General features: G+C 56.7%; 18 protein-coding genes, 1 tRNA gene and 1 pseudogene. 10 read left to right on the top strand and 10 right to left on the bottom strand.

Translation table 11 applies throughout. From position 1 onward, the window contains the following. Window positions 1-344 precede the first annotated feature (344 nt). A pseudogene (locus F2S13_RS11145) lies at window positions 345-526 on the top strand (hypothetical protein); the annotation flags it as partial. 432 nt (window positions 527-958) lie between these two features. On the opposite strand, the gene F2S13_RS11140 reads toward F2S13_RS11145, so the two are convergent. Together F2S13_RS11140 and F2S13_RS11135 are read right to left on the bottom strand one after the other, a co-directional pair. After that, window positions 959-1,978 carry a nucleotidyl transferase AbiEii/AbiGii toxin family protein gene (locus F2S13_RS11140; RefSeq protein WP_166360651.1) on the bottom strand — a complete coding sequence of 340 codons (1,020 nt, stop codon included), beginning with the start codon at window positions 1,976-1,978 and terminating at the stop codon, window positions 959-961. Beyond that, window positions 1,971-2,561 carry a DUF6088 family protein gene (locus F2S13_RS11135; protein WP_166360649.1) on the bottom strand — a complete coding sequence of 197 codons (591 nt, stop codon included), beginning with the start codon at window positions 2,559-2,561 and terminating at the stop codon, window positions 1,971-1,973. The genes F2S13_RS11140 and F2S13_RS11135 overlap by 8 nt, the downstream gene beginning before the upstream one ends. A 585-nt stretch (window positions 2,562-3,146) precedes the next feature. Between F2S13_RS11135 and F2S13_RS11130 the strand changes: the two genes are divergently transcribed. After that, window positions 3,147-3,458 (top strand): hypothetical protein, encoded by a 312-nt coding sequence (locus F2S13_RS11130; protein WP_166360647.1) that lies wholly within the window; start codon window positions 3,147-3,149, stop codon window positions 3,456-3,458. A gap of 288 nt (window positions 3,459-3,746) precedes the next feature. On the opposite strand, the gene F2S13_RS11125 is transcribed toward F2S13_RS11130, so the two are convergent. The 3 genes from F2S13_RS11125 to F2S13_RS11115 form a co-directional block, all read right to left on the bottom strand. Beyond that, on the bottom strand, window positions 3,747-5,129 hold the full coding sequence (locus F2S13_RS11125; RefSeq protein WP_166360645.1) for a cytosine permease: 1,383 nt from the start codon (window positions 5,127-5,129) through the stop codon (window positions 3,747-3,749). Between the two features lie 471 nt (window positions 5,130-5,600). Beyond that, on the bottom strand, window positions 5,601-6,419 hold the full coding sequence (locus tag F2S13_RS11120) for a PDZ domain-containing protein (RefSeq protein WP_166360643.1): 819 nt from the start codon (window positions 6,417-6,419) through the stop codon (window positions 5,601-5,603). Between the two features lie 1,073 nt (window positions 6,420-7,492). After that, window positions 7,493-8,104 carry a hypothetical protein gene (locus tag F2S13_RS11115; protein ID WP_166360641.1) on the bottom strand — a complete coding sequence of 204 codons (612 nt, stop codon included), beginning with the start codon at window positions 8,102-8,104 and terminating at the stop codon, window positions 7,493-7,495. 345 nt (window positions 8,105-8,449) lie between these two features. On the opposite strand from F2S13_RS11115, the gene F2S13_RS11110 reads away from it, so the two are divergent. After that, window positions 8,450-8,680, top strand: coding sequence for a hypothetical protein (locus tag F2S13_RS11110; RefSeq protein WP_166360639.1), 231 nt, complete (start codon window positions 8,450-8,452; stop codon window positions 8,678-8,680). Window positions 8,681-8,684: 4 nt separating this feature from the next. On the opposite strand, the gene F2S13_RS11105 is transcribed toward F2S13_RS11110, so the two are convergent. Both F2S13_RS11105 and F2S13_RS11100 read right to left on the bottom strand, forming a co-directional pair. After that, window positions 8,685-8,760: transfer RNA gene (locus F2S13_RS11105), tRNA-Thr, on the bottom strand. 85 nt (window positions 8,761-8,845) lie between these two features. Next, complete coding sequence (locus F2S13_RS11100; RefSeq protein WP_166360637.1) at window positions 8,846-9,259, bottom strand: pilin; 414 nt, start codon at window positions 9,257-9,259, stop codon at window positions 8,846-8,848. 298 nt (window positions 9,260-9,557) lie between these two features. Here F2S13_RS11100 and F2S13_RS11095 point away from each other — a divergent pair, with 298 nt between their 5' ends. Genes F2S13_RS11095 through yacG form a run of 4 tightly spaced genes read left to right on the top strand, consistent with a single transcriptional unit; the run spans window position 9,558 to window position 12,470 of the window. Further along, window positions 9,558-10,775 carry a type II secretion system F family protein gene (locus F2S13_RS11095; RefSeq protein WP_166360635.1) on the top strand — a complete coding sequence of 406 codons (1,218 nt, stop codon included), beginning with the start codon at window positions 9,558-9,560 and terminating at the stop codon, window positions 10,773-10,775. A gap of 2 nt (window positions 10,776-10,777) precedes the next feature. Then, entirely contained in the window at window positions 10,778-11,650 is an 873-nt protein-coding gene (locus tag F2S13_RS11090; RefSeq protein ID WP_166360633.1) for a prepilin peptidase, read from the top strand. Beyond that, window positions 11,647-12,270, top strand: coding sequence for a dephospho-CoA kinase (coaE, locus tag F2S13_RS11085; RefSeq protein WP_166360631.1), 624 nt, complete (start codon window positions 11,647-11,649; stop codon window positions 12,268-12,270). The genes F2S13_RS11090 and coaE overlap by 4 nt, the downstream gene beginning before the upstream one ends. Then, window positions 12,267-12,470, top strand: a complete 204-nt coding sequence (gene yacG / locus F2S13_RS11080; RefSeq protein ID WP_166360629.1) for a DNA gyrase inhibitor YacG — start codon at window positions 12,267-12,269, stop codon at window positions 12,468-12,470. The genes coaE and yacG overlap by 4 nt, the downstream gene beginning before the upstream one ends. A 5-nt stretch (window positions 12,471-12,475) precedes the next feature. Here yacG and F2S13_RS11075 read toward each other — a convergent pair whose 3' ends face one another. Then, on the bottom strand, window positions 12,476-13,174 hold the full coding sequence (locus F2S13_RS11075; protein WP_166360627.1) for an energy-coupling factor ABC transporter permease: 699 nt from the start codon (window positions 13,172-13,174) through the stop codon (window positions 12,476-12,478). A 192-nt stretch (window positions 13,175-13,366) separates the two neighbouring features. Here F2S13_RS11075 and F2S13_RS11070 point away from each other — a divergent pair, with 192 nt between their 5' ends. Beyond that, complete coding sequence (locus F2S13_RS11070) at window positions 13,367-14,821, top strand: TrkH family potassium uptake protein (protein ID WP_166360625.1); 1,455 nt, start codon at window positions 13,367-13,369, stop codon at window positions 14,819-14,821. Window positions 14,822-14,913: 92 nt separating this feature from the next. Here the strand turns inward: F2S13_RS11070 and F2S13_RS11065 are convergent, their stop codons facing one another. Together F2S13_RS11065 and F2S13_RS11060 are read right to left on the bottom strand one after the other, a co-directional pair. Further along, on the bottom strand, window positions 14,914-16,392 hold the full coding sequence (locus tag F2S13_RS11065) for an APC family permease (protein WP_166360623.1): 1,479 nt from the start codon (window positions 16,390-16,392) through the stop codon (window positions 14,914-14,916). Between the two features lie 55 nt (window positions 16,393-16,447). Further along, window positions 16,448-17,941, bottom strand: a complete 1,494-nt coding sequence (locus F2S13_RS11060) for an aldehyde dehydrogenase (protein ID WP_166360620.1) — start codon at window positions 17,939-17,941, stop codon at window positions 16,448-16,450. Window positions 17,942-18,167: 226 nt separating this feature from the next. Here F2S13_RS11060 and F2S13_RS11055 point away from each other — a divergent pair, with 226 nt between their 5' ends. Further along, complete coding sequence (locus F2S13_RS11055) at window positions 18,168-18,923, top strand: FadR/GntR family transcriptional regulator (RefSeq protein ID WP_166360618.1); 756 nt, start codon at window positions 18,168-18,170, stop codon at window positions 18,921-18,923. Further along, complete coding sequence (locus tag F2S13_RS11050; RefSeq protein ID WP_166360616.1) at window positions 18,920-19,645, top strand: cache domain-containing protein; 726 nt, start codon at window positions 18,920-18,922, stop codon at window positions 19,643-19,645. The genes F2S13_RS11055 and F2S13_RS11050 overlap by 4 nt, the downstream gene beginning before the upstream one ends. The last annotated feature ends 28 nt before the right edge of the window (window positions 19,646-19,673 follow it).

Here is a 19,673-nt window from a genome sequence, read left to right as displayed (position 1 = left end):
CCTTCTGTCCGCAAAATGTGGTTGGCCACACGGCAGCTGACATCAAAGGTAAGGACGTCAGTCCAACTGAAAAAAACCAGGCGTGATAAATCTCGCCTATCACAGCGGCAACTCAGGCAGGGCACCCGCATTCAGCGAATTGTTAATTCACCGCTATCCCCGGTAGGTCATACGGGCAGCCATTGGGTCGATGGAGCGAGCACGGAAAGTAGCGCTTGCTGCGCAGATCGTGAGGAAGAGTTTATAGATGGGAGGGCTGCCAACATTTCATTTTGCGACAGTCCTTTAACATTTCATGACAACCCATGATGGAATTGAAGAAGCCCTAGGACCAGAACGAGTCAGAGCCGGAGGAGTACGTGATGGAGCCGATGGCGCGCAAGATTCTGACCGAGGATCCGGCGCTAAAGGTCGAGTTCGAGGAGAAGCTCAAGGATGACAAAACCTTCGCCAAAGCCCCCCCAAGGCGCGCCTGCAATGGTTCTACCAGCGCAGGCCGTTCTACGATGTGAATGCTTTTGACTGAAAGGGGAATGACTATAAGGACTATAAGGGGACAGATTTATTTTCCTTACTCTAAATGACCCGAGCGGATTCACTATAAACTCTAGGAAGCGAAGGGCCCTTTTTAAGGGCCAGAGCAAAAAATTTAGAGTAGAAAAAAATCTGTCCCCTTTCCTTCTTTTTTCACTTTCCTTCTTGTCCCCTTTCCTTGTCCCCTTGTGAAATGAAGGCGACAGCATCCTTTTTGATGCGGATCAACCGCATGGGTACGTCGCGGTGGGCGACAGCGCTCAAATTCTGATGATGAACAGTGTGTCCGCCATGGATAACGTGACGTGAGTGGAAAGGGCAGCGAAAAGAGACAGATTTGATTTCCCTACTCTAATGTACCCAGTAAGAGCAAATCTGGCCCTTTTGGGTCCCACCTCCATTTTGGTCTTAGCGACGCTGAAAATCAGGCCCTCCAAGTTTTCGCAGCTGCATTCAGATGCGTCTCGAGCTCTGCACATGCCACCATCAGGGCATCGAAAGTTGGAGGGGGACTTTCGAACATCCCGCCCTCGAGCATCTTGGCATAGTCATCCGCCAAGTTGGCGCGCGCTTCACCTATCGGCACCAACCGAAGATTGCCGCCTACTGCATGCCGGTAATCCACGACGCTACCGTCTGCAGCCTTCTCACTGAAAAACCAGGACTTGTGATCTGCGACCAGCGCTGCGATGTCACGGCGCGCAACAACACCCGCGAACGCTTCGTTCTGCACAATCGCAGTGAGATCGTGCCAGTGCCGAGCAAACCGCTCGCTCCTCAAGCGCTCTTGAACACAGTACACATGCGCAGCTGTAGCTTTTTCCCAGAATGTTCGCGCAACATCCATCACAATGGGTTCAGCCTCGGGAAAAACAACACCCTCCAACTGGGCCGCAGCCATATCGCAAGTCACGTGTTTCCGACCGTGTGGCTCACCGCTTGAGCGCGCGCCAAATTCAAGCATCACCCTGGGAGCAACATAATCGTCAGCTGGGGTTCGCGGAGGATAGTGCAAATACAGCTTGTCCCCCTCCTGAACCAGATCTGCCCCCATCCCCTCATTCGCGAGTGCATCAGTCAGCAATGGCACAACCGTCTGTTGAATCCAGCCAGGAAGCCAATCACGAACTTTGCTCGACCACTTTCTTGCCTGGCTGCCACTTGGGGGAATCTCGCTTTGAGCTTCTGGCAGGATCTGGCGAATATCGTAGGTGAGGTCGATGTCCTCAGAGAATCGATCGATCAGCCGGTAGACCTTGGAGAGAGAAGTCCCACCCTTGAAAGTAAGGTGATCCCCAGCTGTGGAGGAAAAAATTTTCCCCAAGGTCCACACCACCCAAAGATCCTTCTCCAGCAGGAATGCAGGACGGCCAAGGTTAGAGGATGCCTGCAGCAGAGCCTCGCTTTGATCTGTCGGGCTCAGGCTGAAGAAATTCTCAGGCATGCAAAGCCTCAGTTCCGATCATACGGGCCATCCAGGATGGCAGCGCTGCACGAAGGCTCATCAGTCGCACCCACTCACTTTCGGGCAGTCGACGATGCAACTGATGGATCATGCTGCTCGAATGCTTCTCCCCCAACCAGGCCAGTGCGCGTACGGCCTCACCGGCGGCAGAAGCTGCGAGCATCCAACGCGGCGCATGGTTGATCTGGACCTCAGCCTTGCCAATCCTCAAGGTACGGGCACGACCACTCGTGAGAAACACCTGACGGACCGGAACCTGCTGCGTCAACCCCAGACTGTTGGCGGCCCGCGCACCACTCGATGTCACCGCCTCACCTGTTTTCTCTGCCAACGCCTGGATCACCTTTTCGGGCTCCGGCGCTCGGGTGCCAAAACGACTCTTAACCGGCGCGACGTACATTCCGCGGCAGATGCGCATCAACTGCCCTGCCCTGGCCAGGCGCGAGAACGCCTGGTCAATCGCTGCGCGACTGCCCACGCTCAGAAACTCTTTCGGCGACAGCACTTCGCCTTCTGGCAAAGACTGGCTGCGCTGGAGGATCAGTTCGGGAAGCTTCTTCATGACGACACCACTGCGGTTTGATGCAATGTCAGAAATCTATCATGATTTCTGACATTTGTTCAAATAATCACCAAACTGGCTCCGGCAAAAATTGCTTTTGATCGCGCTTTTTGCCCTCAGATCAAGCTTGTCCGGAGTGGCTTTTCGAACGGCCTTGCGGTGTCACCGCCACCATAGATGAATGGAGTCGCGTTGGCTCGAAGCCAGCGCACGTACTATGTTTCGAAAAACATCCAGGGACGCGAATGGCGGGCTTTGTTGGATGTTCTGAATACTGCTGAGATAGGAATTGAACACAATGCCTGTAGACCATGGGTTTACTTGAAAAACCTTCGCCACAATCCAGAGCGTATGACCGACTCCACAAAAATATGGGGACGTCGCCAGCGCCACAGTGTGGCGTTCTCACCCATCTTCCGGGGTAGTGGCTATTCAGCAGTTCGAGATGATCTCTGATCAACACCACGCACATCGCTTGATGCGCCAGGATACGACCTATGTCCAGGCGCGGGTGCTCCTCGTTTGGAGTGCTAGTCTGGTTTAACGCCGCCTCATCTGGTGCGGCGGCGACCTGTAGGAGGTCTCATGCCCCCAATCAAGCCCAACCGAATCCCTGCGGCATTCACCGCGCTATTCTTCACCGCGCTATCTGCTGGCTGTACTACGCAACTGACAGACAAAGGAGCGCAAGTGGATCTGATCACCACCGCTACGGATGGTTGTAGTGTGATTAATCACATTATTGCTCGTGGATCTTCTTCTACTGATGCTTTGAATATTGCCTTCAATCAAACCGCAATACAGGGAGGCGATAGCTTTTGTCTTGCTTCTATAAATGAGGTCGGCAGTAACTACGAGGTCGACGGAACATCCCTAAAGTGTCGACCACAGAAGTAGGAAAAACAAAGGTGACAGATGTATTTTCTCTACTCTAATTGTCCAGAGCTGGTACGCCATGAGCGTAGGAAAATAGAAGGGTTCTTTTTAACGCCAAGACCCAAAAATTAGAGTACCAAAAATAAATCTGTCCCCTTTCTAGTCCGTCCCCTTTCTAGTCAAAAATAAATCTGTCCCCTTTCTAGTCCCTTTCTAGTCCCCTTTCTACACTCCCCTTTCTAGTCAAAGTTTTGGACCTGTATCGTCGAATGCCTGCAGGCAAAGCGTCGACGACGTATCTCGCTTCGCCTATTCGAGAGATCTTTGACCGAACATGCGCGAGCTTTTAACAACTGGTCGGCTGTTGACCATACAGTACAGCCCCCCGGCCAACACCAACCCCATCGCCCAACTAATGTCGGCGCCTAGCCAGTTCGCTACAAAGCCTGTGTAGAACGAGAGTTTCATGAAGGGAATCGTGCCGATGATCGAAACGGCATAGACCATAAGGGTTCGCCAGTTGAAGCGGGCGTAGCGGCCTTTAGGGTCGTACAGGTCACCTACTTCATAATGGCCGCGACACACCCAATAATAATCAACCAAGTTGATCGCGCTCCAGGGAATCAGCAAATACAACTGGCCGATCAGAATATCCGCAAAAAACGTGTCAAAACGGTACTGGGTGGCTACGGCGATCAGGGTCGCAGCAACGGTCAACACGGCCATCACCAACGCTTTTGCTGGAGCCGTGACGTATTTGAGCCCTCCAAAGGCTCCGAATATCGTGACCGAAGACATATAGGCGCTGTACAAGCAGAGTACGTTGTACTGGATGACGCCAAGCGCGATAACGCCCAGTGCCAAAGGTGCCCACGGGCCGAACAAAGTGGCAATGGCGGTTGCAGGGTCGTGTTCAAGCGCTGCAGGTATCGCTACTGCCAGTAAAGCACCTAATGCCATCATGGCAAAAGAGCCCAGTGCGCAACCACAATAGGTTGTCCAGAACGTGGCGCGGGTGCTCACGTTCGCGGGGAGGTATCGCGAGTAGTCTGCCACGTAGGGGCCGTAACCTAACGTCCAGGAGGCAGCCTGCGCTATGACCAGGTTAAAGGCCGCCAACGTGAAGCCCGTCCCTGAGACGGTTGCTGATGCCGCGTCGCTGGGGTGCAGCAGGATCAAGGCCAAGGCGCTTGCAAACACCAGGGTAGATAACAGGCTCATCCACGCCCCCAGACGGTGGATCAGCTCGTAGCCTATAAAACCAATGATGAAAGTCAGAACGCCGACCACCACAATAGCCTGGTCGTCGCTCATTGGCACCAGCGCCTTTAAGGCATCGCGCATCAAGACGCCGCTGGCGGCAAGAAATAGCACCGCCGCCGTGACCATTACCAGCAAGGGGATCGCGGCTCCGTAAACACCGAACTGTGCCCGGCTCTGGATCATTTGTGGAACCCCCAAGTGAGGGCCCTGGGCGGAGTGCGCGGCCATGAACACGGTGCCGACCAGATTGCCAATCAGCAGGCCCAGCAATGTCCAGCCGAAGCTCAACCCCGAGGCGATACCCAGCGTACCGACCATCAAAGCGGTCACTTGGAAATTGGAACTGAACCAGATGGTGAACAACCGCCGTGGCGTTCCGTAACGTTCACTGTGAGGGACAAACTCGATACTACGCTTTTCCAGCTTCACGACCGCCTCCTGATTCATTTTCGTGATTATCAGATAGGTATCGATAGCTTTTCGGCCCAGCTACGAACGCCTCATAGCTAGTAGCGCCATACCCTCGCGTAAATTGCAGATGCTTTCACACAGCCTGGGCCGAAAAGGCGCCAGATCAATTTTTACTACTCTAAATTCGATCCAAGTCTTGATCGATCGCGGTGAGGTTCAAAGCGTAAATTTCCACTGAAATCAGGACTAGTAACCCTCAAAACCGTCACCTCAAGCAACACTCACTTTCTGCAAGACGAAAAAAAACCGGCCAACGACCGGTTTTTTTGATCTTGGTGCGGAGATAGGAACCAAACATAGCACCCACAGACCACGGTTTATTAGGGATATTCAAAAATCAAAAGCAAATCATATCCCTAAACGTATCCCTAAACAGAAATCCACCACTGCGGCCAAGGAGGATGTAGAACTCACGGCCGATTTAGACTTTTATATCCCCAGCTGAACATTTTTTTCTATAGATCGTCCTTGTCGAAGCAACGCCACCTTGACTAGTCGTCCTTTTCTGGAATCAACCGCACGGGTGAAGCCTTCCTGATTGGAAATCCTCTCGCCATCAATAGATACGATGATGTCGCCGGGAAGCACGTCAGCTAAGTATGCCGGTGAGTCATCCACAATCGTGAGAACAACTACACCCTGGTTGGTTTGCAGCGCTTGTCGCTCATCATCGTTGAGGTTGCGTACAAACGCCCCAAATTGAATCCGCAACTTCACAAAGTAAATGGCGCCATAGTCAGAGTGATTGACCGTTACAGGAATGTAGGTGGTCTTGCTACCGTAGGTGGTTGTTAATGCATTGCCGTACGCGGAGACCGGACCGCCAGGCCCGTAGGCGGTTGCCGATCCGGTTGTATACGACGTATTCGTTGTCGGCGTAGTGATTGGCACGCTCGAGGTCACGGAGCTAGTAAGACGCGGAGTAAATATCAGGACGAGGTCCGCGCCTACAGCACTGCCTTGGTCAATTGCTGCCGTCTCAGAAACGCTCTCACCGCTGTTGAACATGGAGCTCCCAATTGCGACGTAGCCCCTTTTTAAGTATGGAAGGAGGATTTGCTCCAAATCGCCAAATTGAGATCGCTCAACCATCGGGGTCACTGGAGCAGGTGAAATGCGACTGGCAGCAATGGCTTCAGGGGTGGCTTGGGGAACAGCTGTATAGAAATCCTTGTAGCCATTTGCACAGCCTGCAACGGTGAGCGATATGGCTATCGCCATCAAGATCTGTATAAATTTCCTTTCCATACGAGCCTTCTCATTTGGCAGCAGCTATTACGACAGTTATGGGAAGAGTATGGCGGAAAAACAATACGATACCCACACTGACGCCTTTGACTTAAGGCGTACTGCCTCTATGTATCGTGTTGACTCGCTGCTTTGGCGAGGCGGGGCTCAATGCCATGCTGTACGCTCGAAATGCTATCGCTGATCCAAATATTCGCCGGGGACCCTGAGCTATTTTCGAAATCACGGGGTCGGAAACCCGCGCCTTCGAGCTAGTGGTAGCCCTGCCAGCTTACTGAAATTTCAATCGTTGAAATCTGCAGCCGCCTTCTCCCTCAGAGCTATCCTTACCAGTACGGTAAGGATAGCGATCACAGTTCAAAGAAGTTGCACAGTTCACTCGGGTTCACCGTGTTCACCTGTTCACTAAGCTGGGCACCCAGCCGCTAGCAAAGTCCCGCGGGTTTCCGACCCCGCACTTGGTCCAAATCGACAGGGTCCCCCAAAGCTATCGAGTCGTGCCATTGAGAGCTTCACTCGCGCTCAGCGCTGATGGCTTTTCCAAGCAATGGGGCATGGGTCAGTCAAGAGTGTCCTGCTTTCTGGGTTACAGGTGTTACGAGTGTTTCAGCCAAAGCTAACGTATTGTTTTACAAGGACTTATTGACTTGAAACACGTATTGATTCCCTTGGTGTAACAGCGGGAAAAGTGCCTATGCGGTGTTACATCCATGAGCGGCAGCTTTCGAATGTCGATACAACCGGTAGATGCAACACACTAGAGTACAAGGGCATGACCTGCGTGGTATAAGCCCCGTTTTACGTGGAGAGAAAGTAGTGGAAGGGGAAGCAGTCGAAACTCAAAGGGAAAAGGGGACGGGAAAAGGGGACAGATTTATTTTCCTTACTCTAATTTACCCGAGCAGGCGCGCTATAAATTCGAGGAAAGCGAAGGACCCTCTTTCAGGGCCAGATCGAAAATTAGAGTAGTAAAAATAAATCTGTCCCCTTTTGGCATTTTAACGCCAAGGCCCAAAAATTAGAGTCCCAAAAATAAATTTGTCCCCTTTCCTTCGCTATTGGTACCGAAAGGGTCATTTACCAACGAGGCGAAGCTTTGGCGGCAACTCCGGCCCGAACACTTCACCAGGTGCGAACGGATCGACTCCAAGCGCGCAGCAATCCACGGCGTACATCACCCAGCCGTGAAAACATGCCCGGAACAGGGGGCTGCCGTCGCCCCACGCGTCGCCATGCCGCTCGGAGCTATCCTCCAGGCGCTGGTAAAAGGCCAGGCTGTAGATACTCGCCTTGCCTTCCTGTCGTGCCTGGTCGCGGTGTATCGGGTTGATGCTCAGCACGTCGCACAGCCGGTCAAACCCAAGACTGTCCACCAGCCCCTCCAAGTCCGCCATCAGCTGAGCTCCGATCAAGCCCAGCAACTGACAAAGCTCCTGTGATTCCCGACCGTATTCGGCGGTCAGCCGCTCCATGCTGGCGATGGCGTGCCTGGTGAATGGAAGGGACTGTTTCAGCTTGGTCGCCTTGCGCTTCAGGATGCGGCTTTCGGTTTGCAAAGAGTCGATCCGCTGAACAAGTGCGCGGCAGATGCGCCGATCAGTGATGAGTTGAGTGGTCGCGCTGGTGTTCGGCTTGCTGGCAATATTGTTCAGCCTGGAAATAAGGTTGGTGCGAAAAGGGGACATTTATTTTTACCACTCTAATTTTTTGCCATGGCCTCAAATAGAGCCCTCTGTTTTCCCCCATACTCGTAACACGCCTTGCTTCCGGAAAATTAGAGTAAGAAAAATAGGTCTGCCCCTTTTTTTGTCCCTTTTTTGTCCCCTTTTTTCCCTTTTTTCGGGCAGCCATTGGGTCGATGGAGCGAGCACGGAAAGTAGCGCTTACTGCGCAGATCGTGAGGAAGAGTTTATAGATGGGAGGGCTGCCAACATTTCATTTTGCGACAGTTCTTTAACATTTCATGACAACCCATGATGGAATTGAAGAAGCCCTAGCACCAGAACGAATCAGAGCCGAAGGAGTACGTGATGGAGCCGATGGCGCGCAAGACGCTGACCGAAGATCCGGTGAACGAACGGGGACAGATTTATTTTTACTGCTCTAATTTCGACCCTAGCCATAATCGATCGAAGGTGGTGAGGATCGAAGCGTATCTACCCTCTGGAATCAGCACCAATAACCCTCAAATTCGCCACCTCACAGCAACACTCACTTTTTTCAAGACGAAAAAAAACCGGCCAAAACGACCGGTTTTCTAGATCCTGGTGCCGGAGATAGGAATCGAACCTACGACCTTCGCGTTACGAGTGCGCTGCTCTACCGACTGAGCTACACCGGCTTGCGAGTAAACCTACCACTGCCAAAGGCGTTTCGCAAATCACTGTTTATTAACGCCAATTGCAGCCCCCTGCCCAGCCGCTGGATTACTGCCCAGTGCACCCTTTAGGCACCAGATCAGCATCAACCGTGGTATTGCACACCCACCCATTAGCCATCGTACGATTCAGCGCAATGGTCTTGCCCAACACCAGCCCCGAGGCATTGGCGATGGTGCAGGTGATATTGCCCGCCCCTGTCGCCGCCGTGCCGGTAGCCTCGATCGCGCAGTTGGCAGTAGTCGCCTGGCCACCGAGCGCTGCGGTGTTGGCGACGTTGGTGCCCTGGTTCATCAGGTCTTCGAAAGGCACTTTCAGTGCGGTGATCTCGGCAAGGCCGGCGGTGACTTTGGCGCGGGCCTGGTATTTGGTGTACATCGGCAGTGCGATGGTTGCCAGGATGCCGATGATGGCGACGACGATCATCAGCTCGATCAGCGTGAAGCCTTTTTGACCTTTCATTGAACAACTCCCTGCATGCGGTAAAAGCCCTTTGACCGGCAAAGGATCGAATAAGTGGCAAACGCCGCGCAGAGTAGCTGACATTTTTGCTCATCCCAAATCGTTCAAGCCGTTCCGCGCCTCGTCTAAGCTACAGATTCACAGGGCACGATTACCCTCAGGCCAAGGCACAAGCGGGCTGGACGAACGGATTGGTATGGGCGGGGTCTACGAAGCCACGGGTTGCGATCATTGCAACAAAACCATGCAAGGCAGCACCGGCCTTGCGTCAGTCAAGCGCATCACCAGGGATTCACCCATGGCGTCAAAAGCGGCAAAGGTCAGCATCTATGTCTGGGAAGGCATAGATCGAAAGGGCGAAAAGGTCAGTGGGGAAATGGCCGGACAGAATCCTGCCTTGATCAAGATTCACCTGCGTCGCCAGGGCATCACGCCCGGCAAGGTCAGGAAGAAAAGCGTGTCGCTGTTCAGCAGTGGCAAGCGCATCAGGCCACTGGATATCGCCATGTTCACCCGGCAGCTGGCGACCATGCTGAAAGCCGGCGTGCCCATGCTGCAGGCTTTCGATGTCATTGGCGAAGGCTTCGACAACCCGAAGATGCGCAAGCTGGTGGCTGAGATCAAGCAGGACATCGCGGCCGGCAGCAGCCTGACCAATGCACTGCGCAACAAGCCCCACCACTTCGATGAGTTGTATTGCAATCTGGTCGATGCCGGCGAGCAGGCCGGCGCTCTGGATACGCTGCTCGACAGAGTGGCGACCTATACGGAAAAGACCGAAGTGCTCAAGGCCAGGATCAAGAAAGCCATGACCTACCCGGTGCTGGTGCTGCTGGTGGCGACCCTGGTGTCGGGGATTCTGCTGGTCAATGTGGTGCCGCAATTCCAGAGCCTGTTTGCAGGTCTTGGCGCCGAGCTGCCGGTGTTTACCCAATGGGTTATCGGCCTGTCGCAGTTCATGCAATTCGCCTGGTGGATGATACTCGGCGTCCTGATCCTGGCCGTCTGGGCACTGCGCCATGGCTATACGCACAATCCGCGGTTGCATGATGCAATCGACCGGGCCTTGCTCAAACTGCCAATTGTCGGCACGCTGCTGACCAGGTCGGCCATTGCCCGCTATGCCCGCACCCTGTCCACCACCTTCGCCGCCGGTGTTCCGCTGATCGAAGCACTTGGCTCGGTTGCCGGCGCCACCGGCAATGTGGTGTTCAAGCAGGCGGTCAATCGCGTTGGCCAGGATGTCGCCAGCGGCATGCAGCTGAGCGTGGCCATGCGCAGCAGTGGTGTCTTTCCCAATCTGGCCGTGCAGATGACGGCCATCGGCGAAGAGTCCGGTGCGTTGGATGACATGCTCGACAAGGTTGCCGGTTATTACGAAAGCGAGGTCGATAACATGGTCGATAGCCTGACCAGCTTGATGGAGCCGTTGATCATGGTCGTACTCGGTGTGCTGGTCGGGGGTCTGGTGATTGCCATGTACTTGCCGATTTTCAAGCTTGGCGAAGTGGTTTGAACATGACGTCATACCAGTGGCTGGCCGACTATCCTCCGGCATTTATCCTCTGCGCCGTGGTCTTCGGGCTGATCATCGGCAGCTTCCTCAACGTGGTCATCCATCGGTTGCCGAAGATGCTGGTGCGCGACTGGCAGGACCAGGCCCGGGACATTCTCGACCTGCCGGGCGTGCCACCCGGCCCTACCTACAACCTGATGCTGCCCCACTCCGAATGCCCGCACTGCGCCCATCGCATTCGCGCCTGGGAGAACATACCGGTGCTCAGTTATCTGTGCCTGCGCGGCCGCTGCTCGAGCTGCAAGGCGCCCATCAGCATTCGCTACCCGTTGGTCGAGATCGCCTGCGCCGGGCTGGGTGCCTATGCGGCCTGGCATTTCGGTTTCGGTGGCCAGGCCATTGCCTTCATGGTGCTCAGTTGGGGGCTGCTGGCCATGAGTCTGATCGATATCGATCACCAGGTGATTCCCGATGTGCTGGTGCTGCCGCTGCTATGGCTGGGGTTGATCGTCAATGCCTTCGGTGTGTTCGTGCCGTTGGCCGATGCGGTCTGGGGTGCAGTGGCCGGTTACCTGTGCCTGTGGACGGTGTATTGGCTGTTCAAATTGATCACCGGCAAGGACGGCATGGGCCATGGCGATTTCAAGCTGCTGGGCATGCTCGGGGCCTGGGGCGGCTGGCAGGTCGTGCCTTTGACGGTGCTGTTGTCGTCCCTGGTGGGTGCCGTGCTGGGCCTGATTCTGCTGCGCTTGCGCAATCAACAGGGCAGCACACCCATTCCTTTTGGTCCTTATCTGGCCATTGCAGGCTGGATCGCGCTGCTCTGGGGTGGTCAAATAACCACTTCCTATCTGCAGTTCACTGGTTTGAGATGACGAAGCCTGCTTTCACACCCTGGATCCTTGGCCTTACCGGTGGCATCGGCAGTGGCAAGAGTGCCGCTGCCCAGCGTTTTATCGAACTGGGCGTGCATCTGGTGGATGCCGATCAGGCCGCCCGCTGGGTGGTCGAACCCGGCCGGCCGGCGCTGGCCAGCATCGTCGAGCACTTTGGCCCCGGCGTGCTGCAGGGCGACGGTCAGCTTGACCGGGCCGCCTTGCGTCAATTGATTTTCCAGGACGCCGAACAACGGCGCTGGCTCGAGGCACTGCTGCACCCGTTGATCGGCCAGGAGATCTTCAGTTACCTGGCCAAGGCAGAATCGCCTTATGCGGTGTTGGTGTCGCCCTTGATGATCGAGTCCGGGCAGTATCGCCAGGTGCAGCGCATCCTCGTGGTCGATGCGCCGGAACAGCTGCAGGTGCAACGCACCCTGCAGCGTGACCAGACCTCGCCCGAGCAGGTCGAGGCCATCCTCAAGGTCCAGGCCAGCCGCGAAGAACGCCTGCGCCACGCCGATGATGTGCTGGTCAATGACCGCGATCTGGCCTGGCTGCATGCCGAAGTCGACCGCCTGCATCATTTTTACCTTACTTTGCGTGGAGGCCAGTCATGAGCCAACCCCTGACCGTTGAATGCCCAACCTGTGGGGCCCCGGTGGAATGGAACGCGGCCAACCCGAACCGGCCGTTCTGTTCCGATCGCTGCAAACTGATCGATCTTGGCGCCTGGGCCGCTGAAGAGCACAAGATTCCAGTCAGCCCTGATGCCGAGGACGACCTGTTCTCGGAAGATTTCAATCAACCCCAGCACTGACCCTGTTACGAACCGCCGCGAGGCGGTTCGTCGTCTTTCCAGGGTGCCTGCAGGTAGCGGGTACGGTTGAAGGTCTCCAGCCACTCCGGGCTGAACACCACCAAGGCACTGACGATCATGCCGTTGATGAAGGCCTCGGGGAAAATGATCAGCCACAGATAGCCGATGAAGTCCTCCAGCCAGTACGGCATTTCGAACCGCTCATCCCACCAGAGCAAGCCGAGCCCGGCCAGCAGGATCAGCAGTGCCGATACGGCGGCGGCGAGGAATCCCGAACAGAAGATGTAAACGAATGGATTTCGCGGCTGCGCCCGTTCGACCAGAATTGCGCAGACTTCGGTGACCAGCACCGGCAGAGCGATCACCAATAAGCCGTTGACCCCCACCGCTGCCAGATCCTGGCGCCCCAGCAGCACCAGTCCGACCTGCGCCACCAGGCCACCGACGATTGCCAGCGGCCAGTCCAGTAGCAGGGTGACGGCCGTCATGCCGATAAAGTGGTAGGACACGCCCGTCTCGAAATCACGCCGTATCAGCCAGAGCACGAACAGGGCGAAAACGGTGCCGAACATCAGGTGCTGACGCCGGCTGTCACTGAACAGCTCGACCCAGGGTGCCTTGGCGATGGCCCAGGCCAGCACCGGCACGTAGGCCAGCCAGCCGAACGTCAGGCTTTCGTCGGACAACAGTTCGGCACCGATCATGACCACTCCTTCGACAAGATATAGCTACCCGCAGTTTACTCTGTCAGCCCACGCGCCTCAGGCCCATGGCTGGAAGGTACTCAGTAGTCTCCCCTACACTCCCGTGATAGCGCTTATGAAACTAAATATTTCACCGCATAATAACTGCCACGCCGACACTGCTCGGGTTCGATCAATAGACAGAGTCTCTCCATGTCCCTAGCGGTTTTGCGTCTTGTCGGCTTCATCCTGGGGATTTTTCTGATCACCCTGGCCGTGAGCATGACCCTCCCCATGCTGACGTTAATGATTTATGACCGCAACGACGGACTTTCCGCCTTTCTCTGGTCGAGCCTGATTACCTTCACATGTGGCTTGGCGCTGGTCGTCAAGGGCCAGCCGAAGGACACGCATCTGCGACCCCGGCACATGTACTTTCTGACAACGGCCAGCTGGGTGGTCGTCTGCGCCTTTGGTGCCCTGCCAATGGTGCTATTGCAGCACATCAGCTACACGGATGCGTTCTTCGAAACGATGTCGGGTATCACCACCACCGGCTCTACTGTACTCACCGGCCTCGATACGGCTTCGCCCGGCCTGCTGATCTGGCGCTCGATGCTGCACTGGCTGGGGGGCATCGGCTTCATCGGCATGGCCGTGGCCATCTTGCCGCTGTTGCGGGTCGGTGGCATGCGCCTGTTCCAGAGCGAGTCCTCCGACTGGTCGGACAAAGTCACCGCTCGTTCACACATGACTGCGCAATACATTTTCGCGATCTATATCGGCTTCACGGGCATCGGCTGGCTGGCATTCTGGCTGGCCGGGATGAACTCATTCGAGGCCATCAATCATTCCATGTCATTGATTTCAACCGGCGGCTTTTCCACCTCCGATGCCTCGCTGGCGCACTGGTCGCAACCCGCGATCCATTGGGTGGCCGTGGTGGTCATGATGCTTGGCAGCTTGCCCTTTACGTTGTATGTCGCCACGTTGCGTGGCCGCAAGGAAGCCTTGTTCAAGGACCATCAAGTCCAGGGCTTTGTCGGCTTTCTGGTCATCACCTGGCTGGTGTTTGGAACCTGGCTGCACTTGCACAGCGACTTTGGCTGGTGGGACGCCATACGCATCGTGGCGGTCAATGTGACCTCGGTGGTCACCACCACGGGCGTCGCAGTGGGCGACTACACCTTGTGGGGCAGCTTCTCCGTCATGTTGTTTTTCTATCTGACATTCGTTGGAGGTTGCTCGGGGTCCACCGCGGGCGGCTTGAAGATCTTCCGTTTCCAGGTGGCCTTCTCACTGCTGCTCAGCAACCTTGAACAACTGATACATCCGCGTGCAGTCATTCGAAAAAAGTACAACGGTCATCCGCTGGACGAAGACATTGTTCGCTCGCTGCTGACGTTTTCCTTCTTTTTCACCATCACCATCGGTGTCATCGCGGCGGGCCTGGCGTTGCTCGGCCTGGACTGGACCACTGCGCTGACCGGTGCCGCCACAGCCGTGTGCAATGTGGGTCCGGGATTGGGGCCGATCATTGGCCCGGTAGGTAATTTCTCGACCTTGCCCGACGCGGCAAAATGGTTGCTGACCATCGGCATGCTGCTGGGCAGGCTGGAAATCCTCACCGTACTGGTGCTGCTGACCCCAGCGTTCTGGAAATTCTGATGCCAATGAAAAAGAGCAGGCATCCCTGCCTGCTCTTTACTTCGACCTGTGCTCCCAATTGATCTGCCTGTTCGCCTGGGAGCCTTTACACCTTATTTCCTGTGCAATTTCCATGCATCGCCAAACGGCGCCGTGCCTTTGTCGTAAGGCTTGAACACAGCCATGTAGAACAAGCCGATGCCAATGACCACGGCGGCGGTGAGCAGGATGCCGTAGTTGCTGTACCAAGGGGCATCCGGGGTACGCGGCCAGGACATGTTGGCGACTGCCAGCAAGCCGTAGACCAGCGCCAGGATGTTCACGATCCAGCCCCAGCGACCCAGAGTGAACTGGCCGGCCGGTTTCCAGCCGCGCAGACGAGCGAACAGCGCCCCGCCCACGATCATCTGGAACGACAGGTAGATACCGATGGCCGCGAAGCTCACGATGATCGCAATGGCGTTTTCCAGGAAGAAGCCGGCACACACGATGGCTGCCGGGATCACGCCGCAGGTGATCAAGGCTGCAGTGGGAACACGGGTGGTGGGTGAAAGACGCTTGAGCACGCCGCTGCCCATGACCATTTCATCCCGGGCAAAGGAGTACAGCAAACGGCTGGCCGCCGCCTGCAGGCTGAGCACGCAGGACACGAAGGAAACGGTGATCACCGCCGTCACGATCTGCCAGCCGGTCGGCCCGAAAGCGTTGACCATGATGGTGTACATCGGGTCCTTGTCTTCACCGGAAATCACCTTGGCGATATCCGGTACCGCCAGGATCAATGCCAAGGCGGCGAAGATCGCGGCGCCACCACCGATGTAGATGGTCATGCGCATGGCCTTGGGAATGCGCTTGCTCGGATTGGGCGTTTCTTCGGCCACGTCGCCGCAGGCTTCGAAGCCGTAGTAGAGGAACATGCCAGCCAGCGACGCGGTCAGGAACGCCGGCCAGTAGCTGCCATCGATGCTGATGTCGAAGGTATTGAACAGCACCGACAACGGCTGGTGACGCTCGAACATCAGCAGATAACCACCAATCACGATCGCGCCCAGCAGCTCGCAGATAAAGCCGAACATTGCGACCTTGGCCAGCAGCTTGGTCCCGCTCAGGTTAAGCACGGTGGCCATGACGGTCAGGGCCAGCGCGACCATCGTGTTGGTCACTGGACTCGGTTCGAAGCCCAGCATGGCGGCGATGTAAGGACCGGCGCCGAGCGCTACCGCGGCAATGGTCACGCACAGCGACACGGAGTAGATCCAGCCCACCATCCAGGCCCAGCGTTTGCCCACCAGGCGACGCGCCCACGGATAAACGCCCCCGGAAATCGGGAATTGCGAAACCACTTCGCAGAAGATCAGGCAGACCAGCATCTGCCCCAGCCCCACCAGCAGGTAGGACCAGAACATGGGCGGCCCGCCCGCCGCCAGGCACAGGCCGAAGAGCGTATAAACGCCCACGACCGGCGAAAGGTAGGTGAAGCCCAACGCAAAGTTTTCCCAGAGGCTCATGCTTCTTTCGAAGTTCGACGTATAGCCAAGCGCCCTGAGCTGAGCGGCGTCGCTATCGGCCGCAGAGAATTCGGAACTGTTCATGTTGTTATCCTGAGGACATTGTCCTGTCGGCTGTTATTGTTTTTGCTTTGCTGACTTACAACTTGATCCAGGTAGCTTTCAGCTCGGTGTACTTGTCGAACGCATGTAGCGACTTGTCGCGGCCGTTGCCCGATTGCTTGAAGCCACCGAAGGGCGCGGTCATGTCGCCGCCATCGTACTGGTTGACCCAGACGCTACCGGCGCGCAGCGCCCTGGCGGTCAGGTGCGCCTTGGAGATGTCGGCGGTCCACACCGCCGCGGCCAGGCCGTACGGGGTGTCGTTGGCGATGTTGATGGCTTCTTCGACGGTATCGAAAGTGATCACCGACAGCACCGGGCCGAAGATCTCTTCCTGGGCGATCTTCATGGCGTTGCTGACGCCGTCGAAGATGGTCGGTTCGACGTAGGTGCCACCGGTTTCCTGCAGGGTGCGCTTGCCGCCCACCAGCAGTTTGGCGCCTTCGTTGTGGCCGGACTCGATGTACGAGAGCACGGTGTTCATCTGCTGGGTATCGACCAGGGCACCGACGTTGGTGGCCGGGTCCAGCGGGTTGCCCGGCTTCCAGCCCTTGAGGGCCTCGACCACCAGGGGCAGGAACTTGTCCTTGATCGAACGCTCCACCAGCAGACGCGAGCCGGCGGTGCAGACTTCACCCTGGTTGAAGGCGATGGCGCCGGCAGCCGATTCGGCGGCGGCTTGCAGGTCCGCGGCATCGGCGAAGACGATGTTCGGGCTCTTGCCGCCGGCTTCCAGCCAGACGCGCTTCATGTTCGACTCGCCGGAGTAGATCAGCAACTGCTTGGCGATCTTGGTCGAACCGGTGAACACCAGGGTGTCGACGTCCATGTGCAGGGCCAGGGCCTTGCCGACGGTGTGGCCGTAGCCTGGTAGCACGTTCAGCACGCCCGCCGGGATGCCGGCCTCGATGGCCAGTTGGGCGATGCGGATGGCGGTCAGTGGCGATTTTTCCGACGGCTTGAGGATCACCGAGTTGCCGGTCGACAGCGCAGGGCCCAGTTTCCAGCAGGCCATCATCAGCGGGAAGTTCCACGGCACGATGGCCGCGACCACGCCGACCGGCTCGCGGGTCACCAGACCGAGTTGGTCATGGGGGGTGGCAGCGACTTCGTCGTAGATCTTGTCGATGGCCTCACCGCTCCAGCTCAGGGCTTGTGCGGCTTGCGGCACGTCGACAGCCAGCGAGTCGCTGATCGGCTTGCCCATGTCGAGGGTTTCCAGCAGCGCCAGTTCCTCGGCATTGGCTTCCAGCAGCTCGGCGAAACAGATCATCACCTGCTTTCTGTCCGCCGGCGCCATGCGCGACCAGACGCCGGATTCGAATGTGGCGCGGGCCACTTCAACCGCGCGATCGGCGTCGGCGGCCGAGCAGCTGGTGACCTTGGTCAGCAGGCGACCATCGATCGGGCTCAGACAATCGAAGGTCTCCCCTTCGATGGCGTGGGTGTAGTCCCCACCGATGAACGCGCGCCCTTCTATCTTCAGTTCTCGAGCGCGAGCTTCCCAAGTGCTTAGGGTTGGATTCGTCATGACCTGCCATTCCTCTGTGTCGGGGCCAGTACCGCTCCCGGTGGATCCTGGAGCCTGGCTTTTTATTAAACATATGAAACCATATCTTATGAATTTCAAGCTGCCAATCGGCATGTCGCTTTTATCTAAAAACGACATATCGGCGTCTTAAATTGGGCTTTTCTGTTGCGTGAAAGGCTGGATATGACTAAAAGAAACCTAGTTTCATATTTTTTATGGCGAGTAGATGACTCAACTGAATAAAGTGAACCGCCTTTCCCTGCTGCAGGTCAGCCAGGAAGGCAAGCCCGAGGAAGTGGCTCGCCGGCTGATCGAGGTCATCGAACTGGGCCTGATTGGCGTGGGCGAACAATTGCCCAGCGAAAGCGAACTGGCGACCCGTTTTGGCGTGGCCACCGTGACCCTGCGCGATGCCTTGGCCATTCTTCGTCAGCGCGGCGTTGTCGCGACAAAACGCGGCAGGAACGGCGGCAGTTTTGTCTGCGCCCCTGTGGAAGTTTCCGATGAGTTTCTCAAGGCCAGGTTGAGCGCCATGAGCTCGCTGGAACTTCGCGACCTCTGCGACGAACAGATCGCCATTTCAGCGACTGCCGCCGGCCTGGCCGCCAGCCGATCCTCCAGCGCCCAGCATCAACGACTAGAACATTTCGTCACTGCGTTGCAGGACGCCACGACCCGAAGCGAGCTGCGTCGGGCGGACGCTCGCTTCCATATCGAAATTGCCGTGGCCGCCCAATCGGTGCGGCTGACCCACGCGGAAATGCGCCTGCAGGCCGAAATGGGCGAGCTGCAATGGATCTCCACCACCGATGTTCAGAAAAGCACGGCCATTGCTGAACACCGGGCCATCCTGCAGGCCGTGGTAGCCGGCGAATCCAATCTGGCCAGGGCCCTGACAGAGGCCCATATCAAGGAAGGCATCAAGCGCCTGATGGACCTGCGCTTCGCCCTGCTTGAGCAGCAAGAGAGCACATTGCAATGATCACGACACCAATGAATGACGAGCTTGGCCAGTGCGCCCAGCGCCTGGAGGACATCTTGTGCAAGGTGTTCGAGCAACTCGATACGCTGGCCGCAGAGGTAGTGACGGTCTGGAACGCGCTTGACGCCGAAGGCAAAAAACCGACGTCGAAGGATCTGGCTTTCTTACAACCGACAATCGAAGAGCGCCTGTCAGGAAACGACAACTATATTCATGGGACCGGTGTCGTGCTGGAACCGGGGGAACTCGCCGATCAAGAGATGTTCCTCGAATGGTTCTACCGCCCCTCGAGCGGAAAAGTCATCCCCATGATGCTGAACTTCAACCGCCAGAGCGAAAGCTTCTACAACTACCAGGGCATGCCCTGGTTCACGCGCCCGAAGCTCACGGGTGAAGCTTCGATCGAAGGGCCGTTCGTGGACCTCTATGGCACCGAACTCTACATACTGGCCTTCTCCGTGCCGATTTTCGCCGGCGGGCATTTCGTCGGCGTCGCCGCGGCGGATATTGCCCTGCACGAATTCGATCAACTGCTCACCCGCTGCCTGCTGCGCATGAAAAACGAGGCATTCATCATCAATGGCGAAGGCCGGATCGTCGCGGCCAATTCGGCGAACTGGTTCGTCGGCAACATGGCCAGCCGCCCTGCTGCCGCCAAAGTACACAAGCTCAAACCGCTATCGATCGAGTGGTCGCTGGTCGAGCTGCCGGTGCCGCGATAGGTCGCTGCACCACTTGGGCAAAACTGTT

Origin of the sequence: Pseudomonas akapageensis (assembly GCF_011355085.1) — a bacterium.
GTDB classification, from domain to species: domain Bacteria; phylum Pseudomonadota; class Gammaproteobacteria; order Pseudomonadales; family Pseudomonadaceae; genus Aquipseudomonas; species Aquipseudomonas akapageensis.
This window is presented reverse-complemented; position numbering and strand designations above follow the sequence as displayed.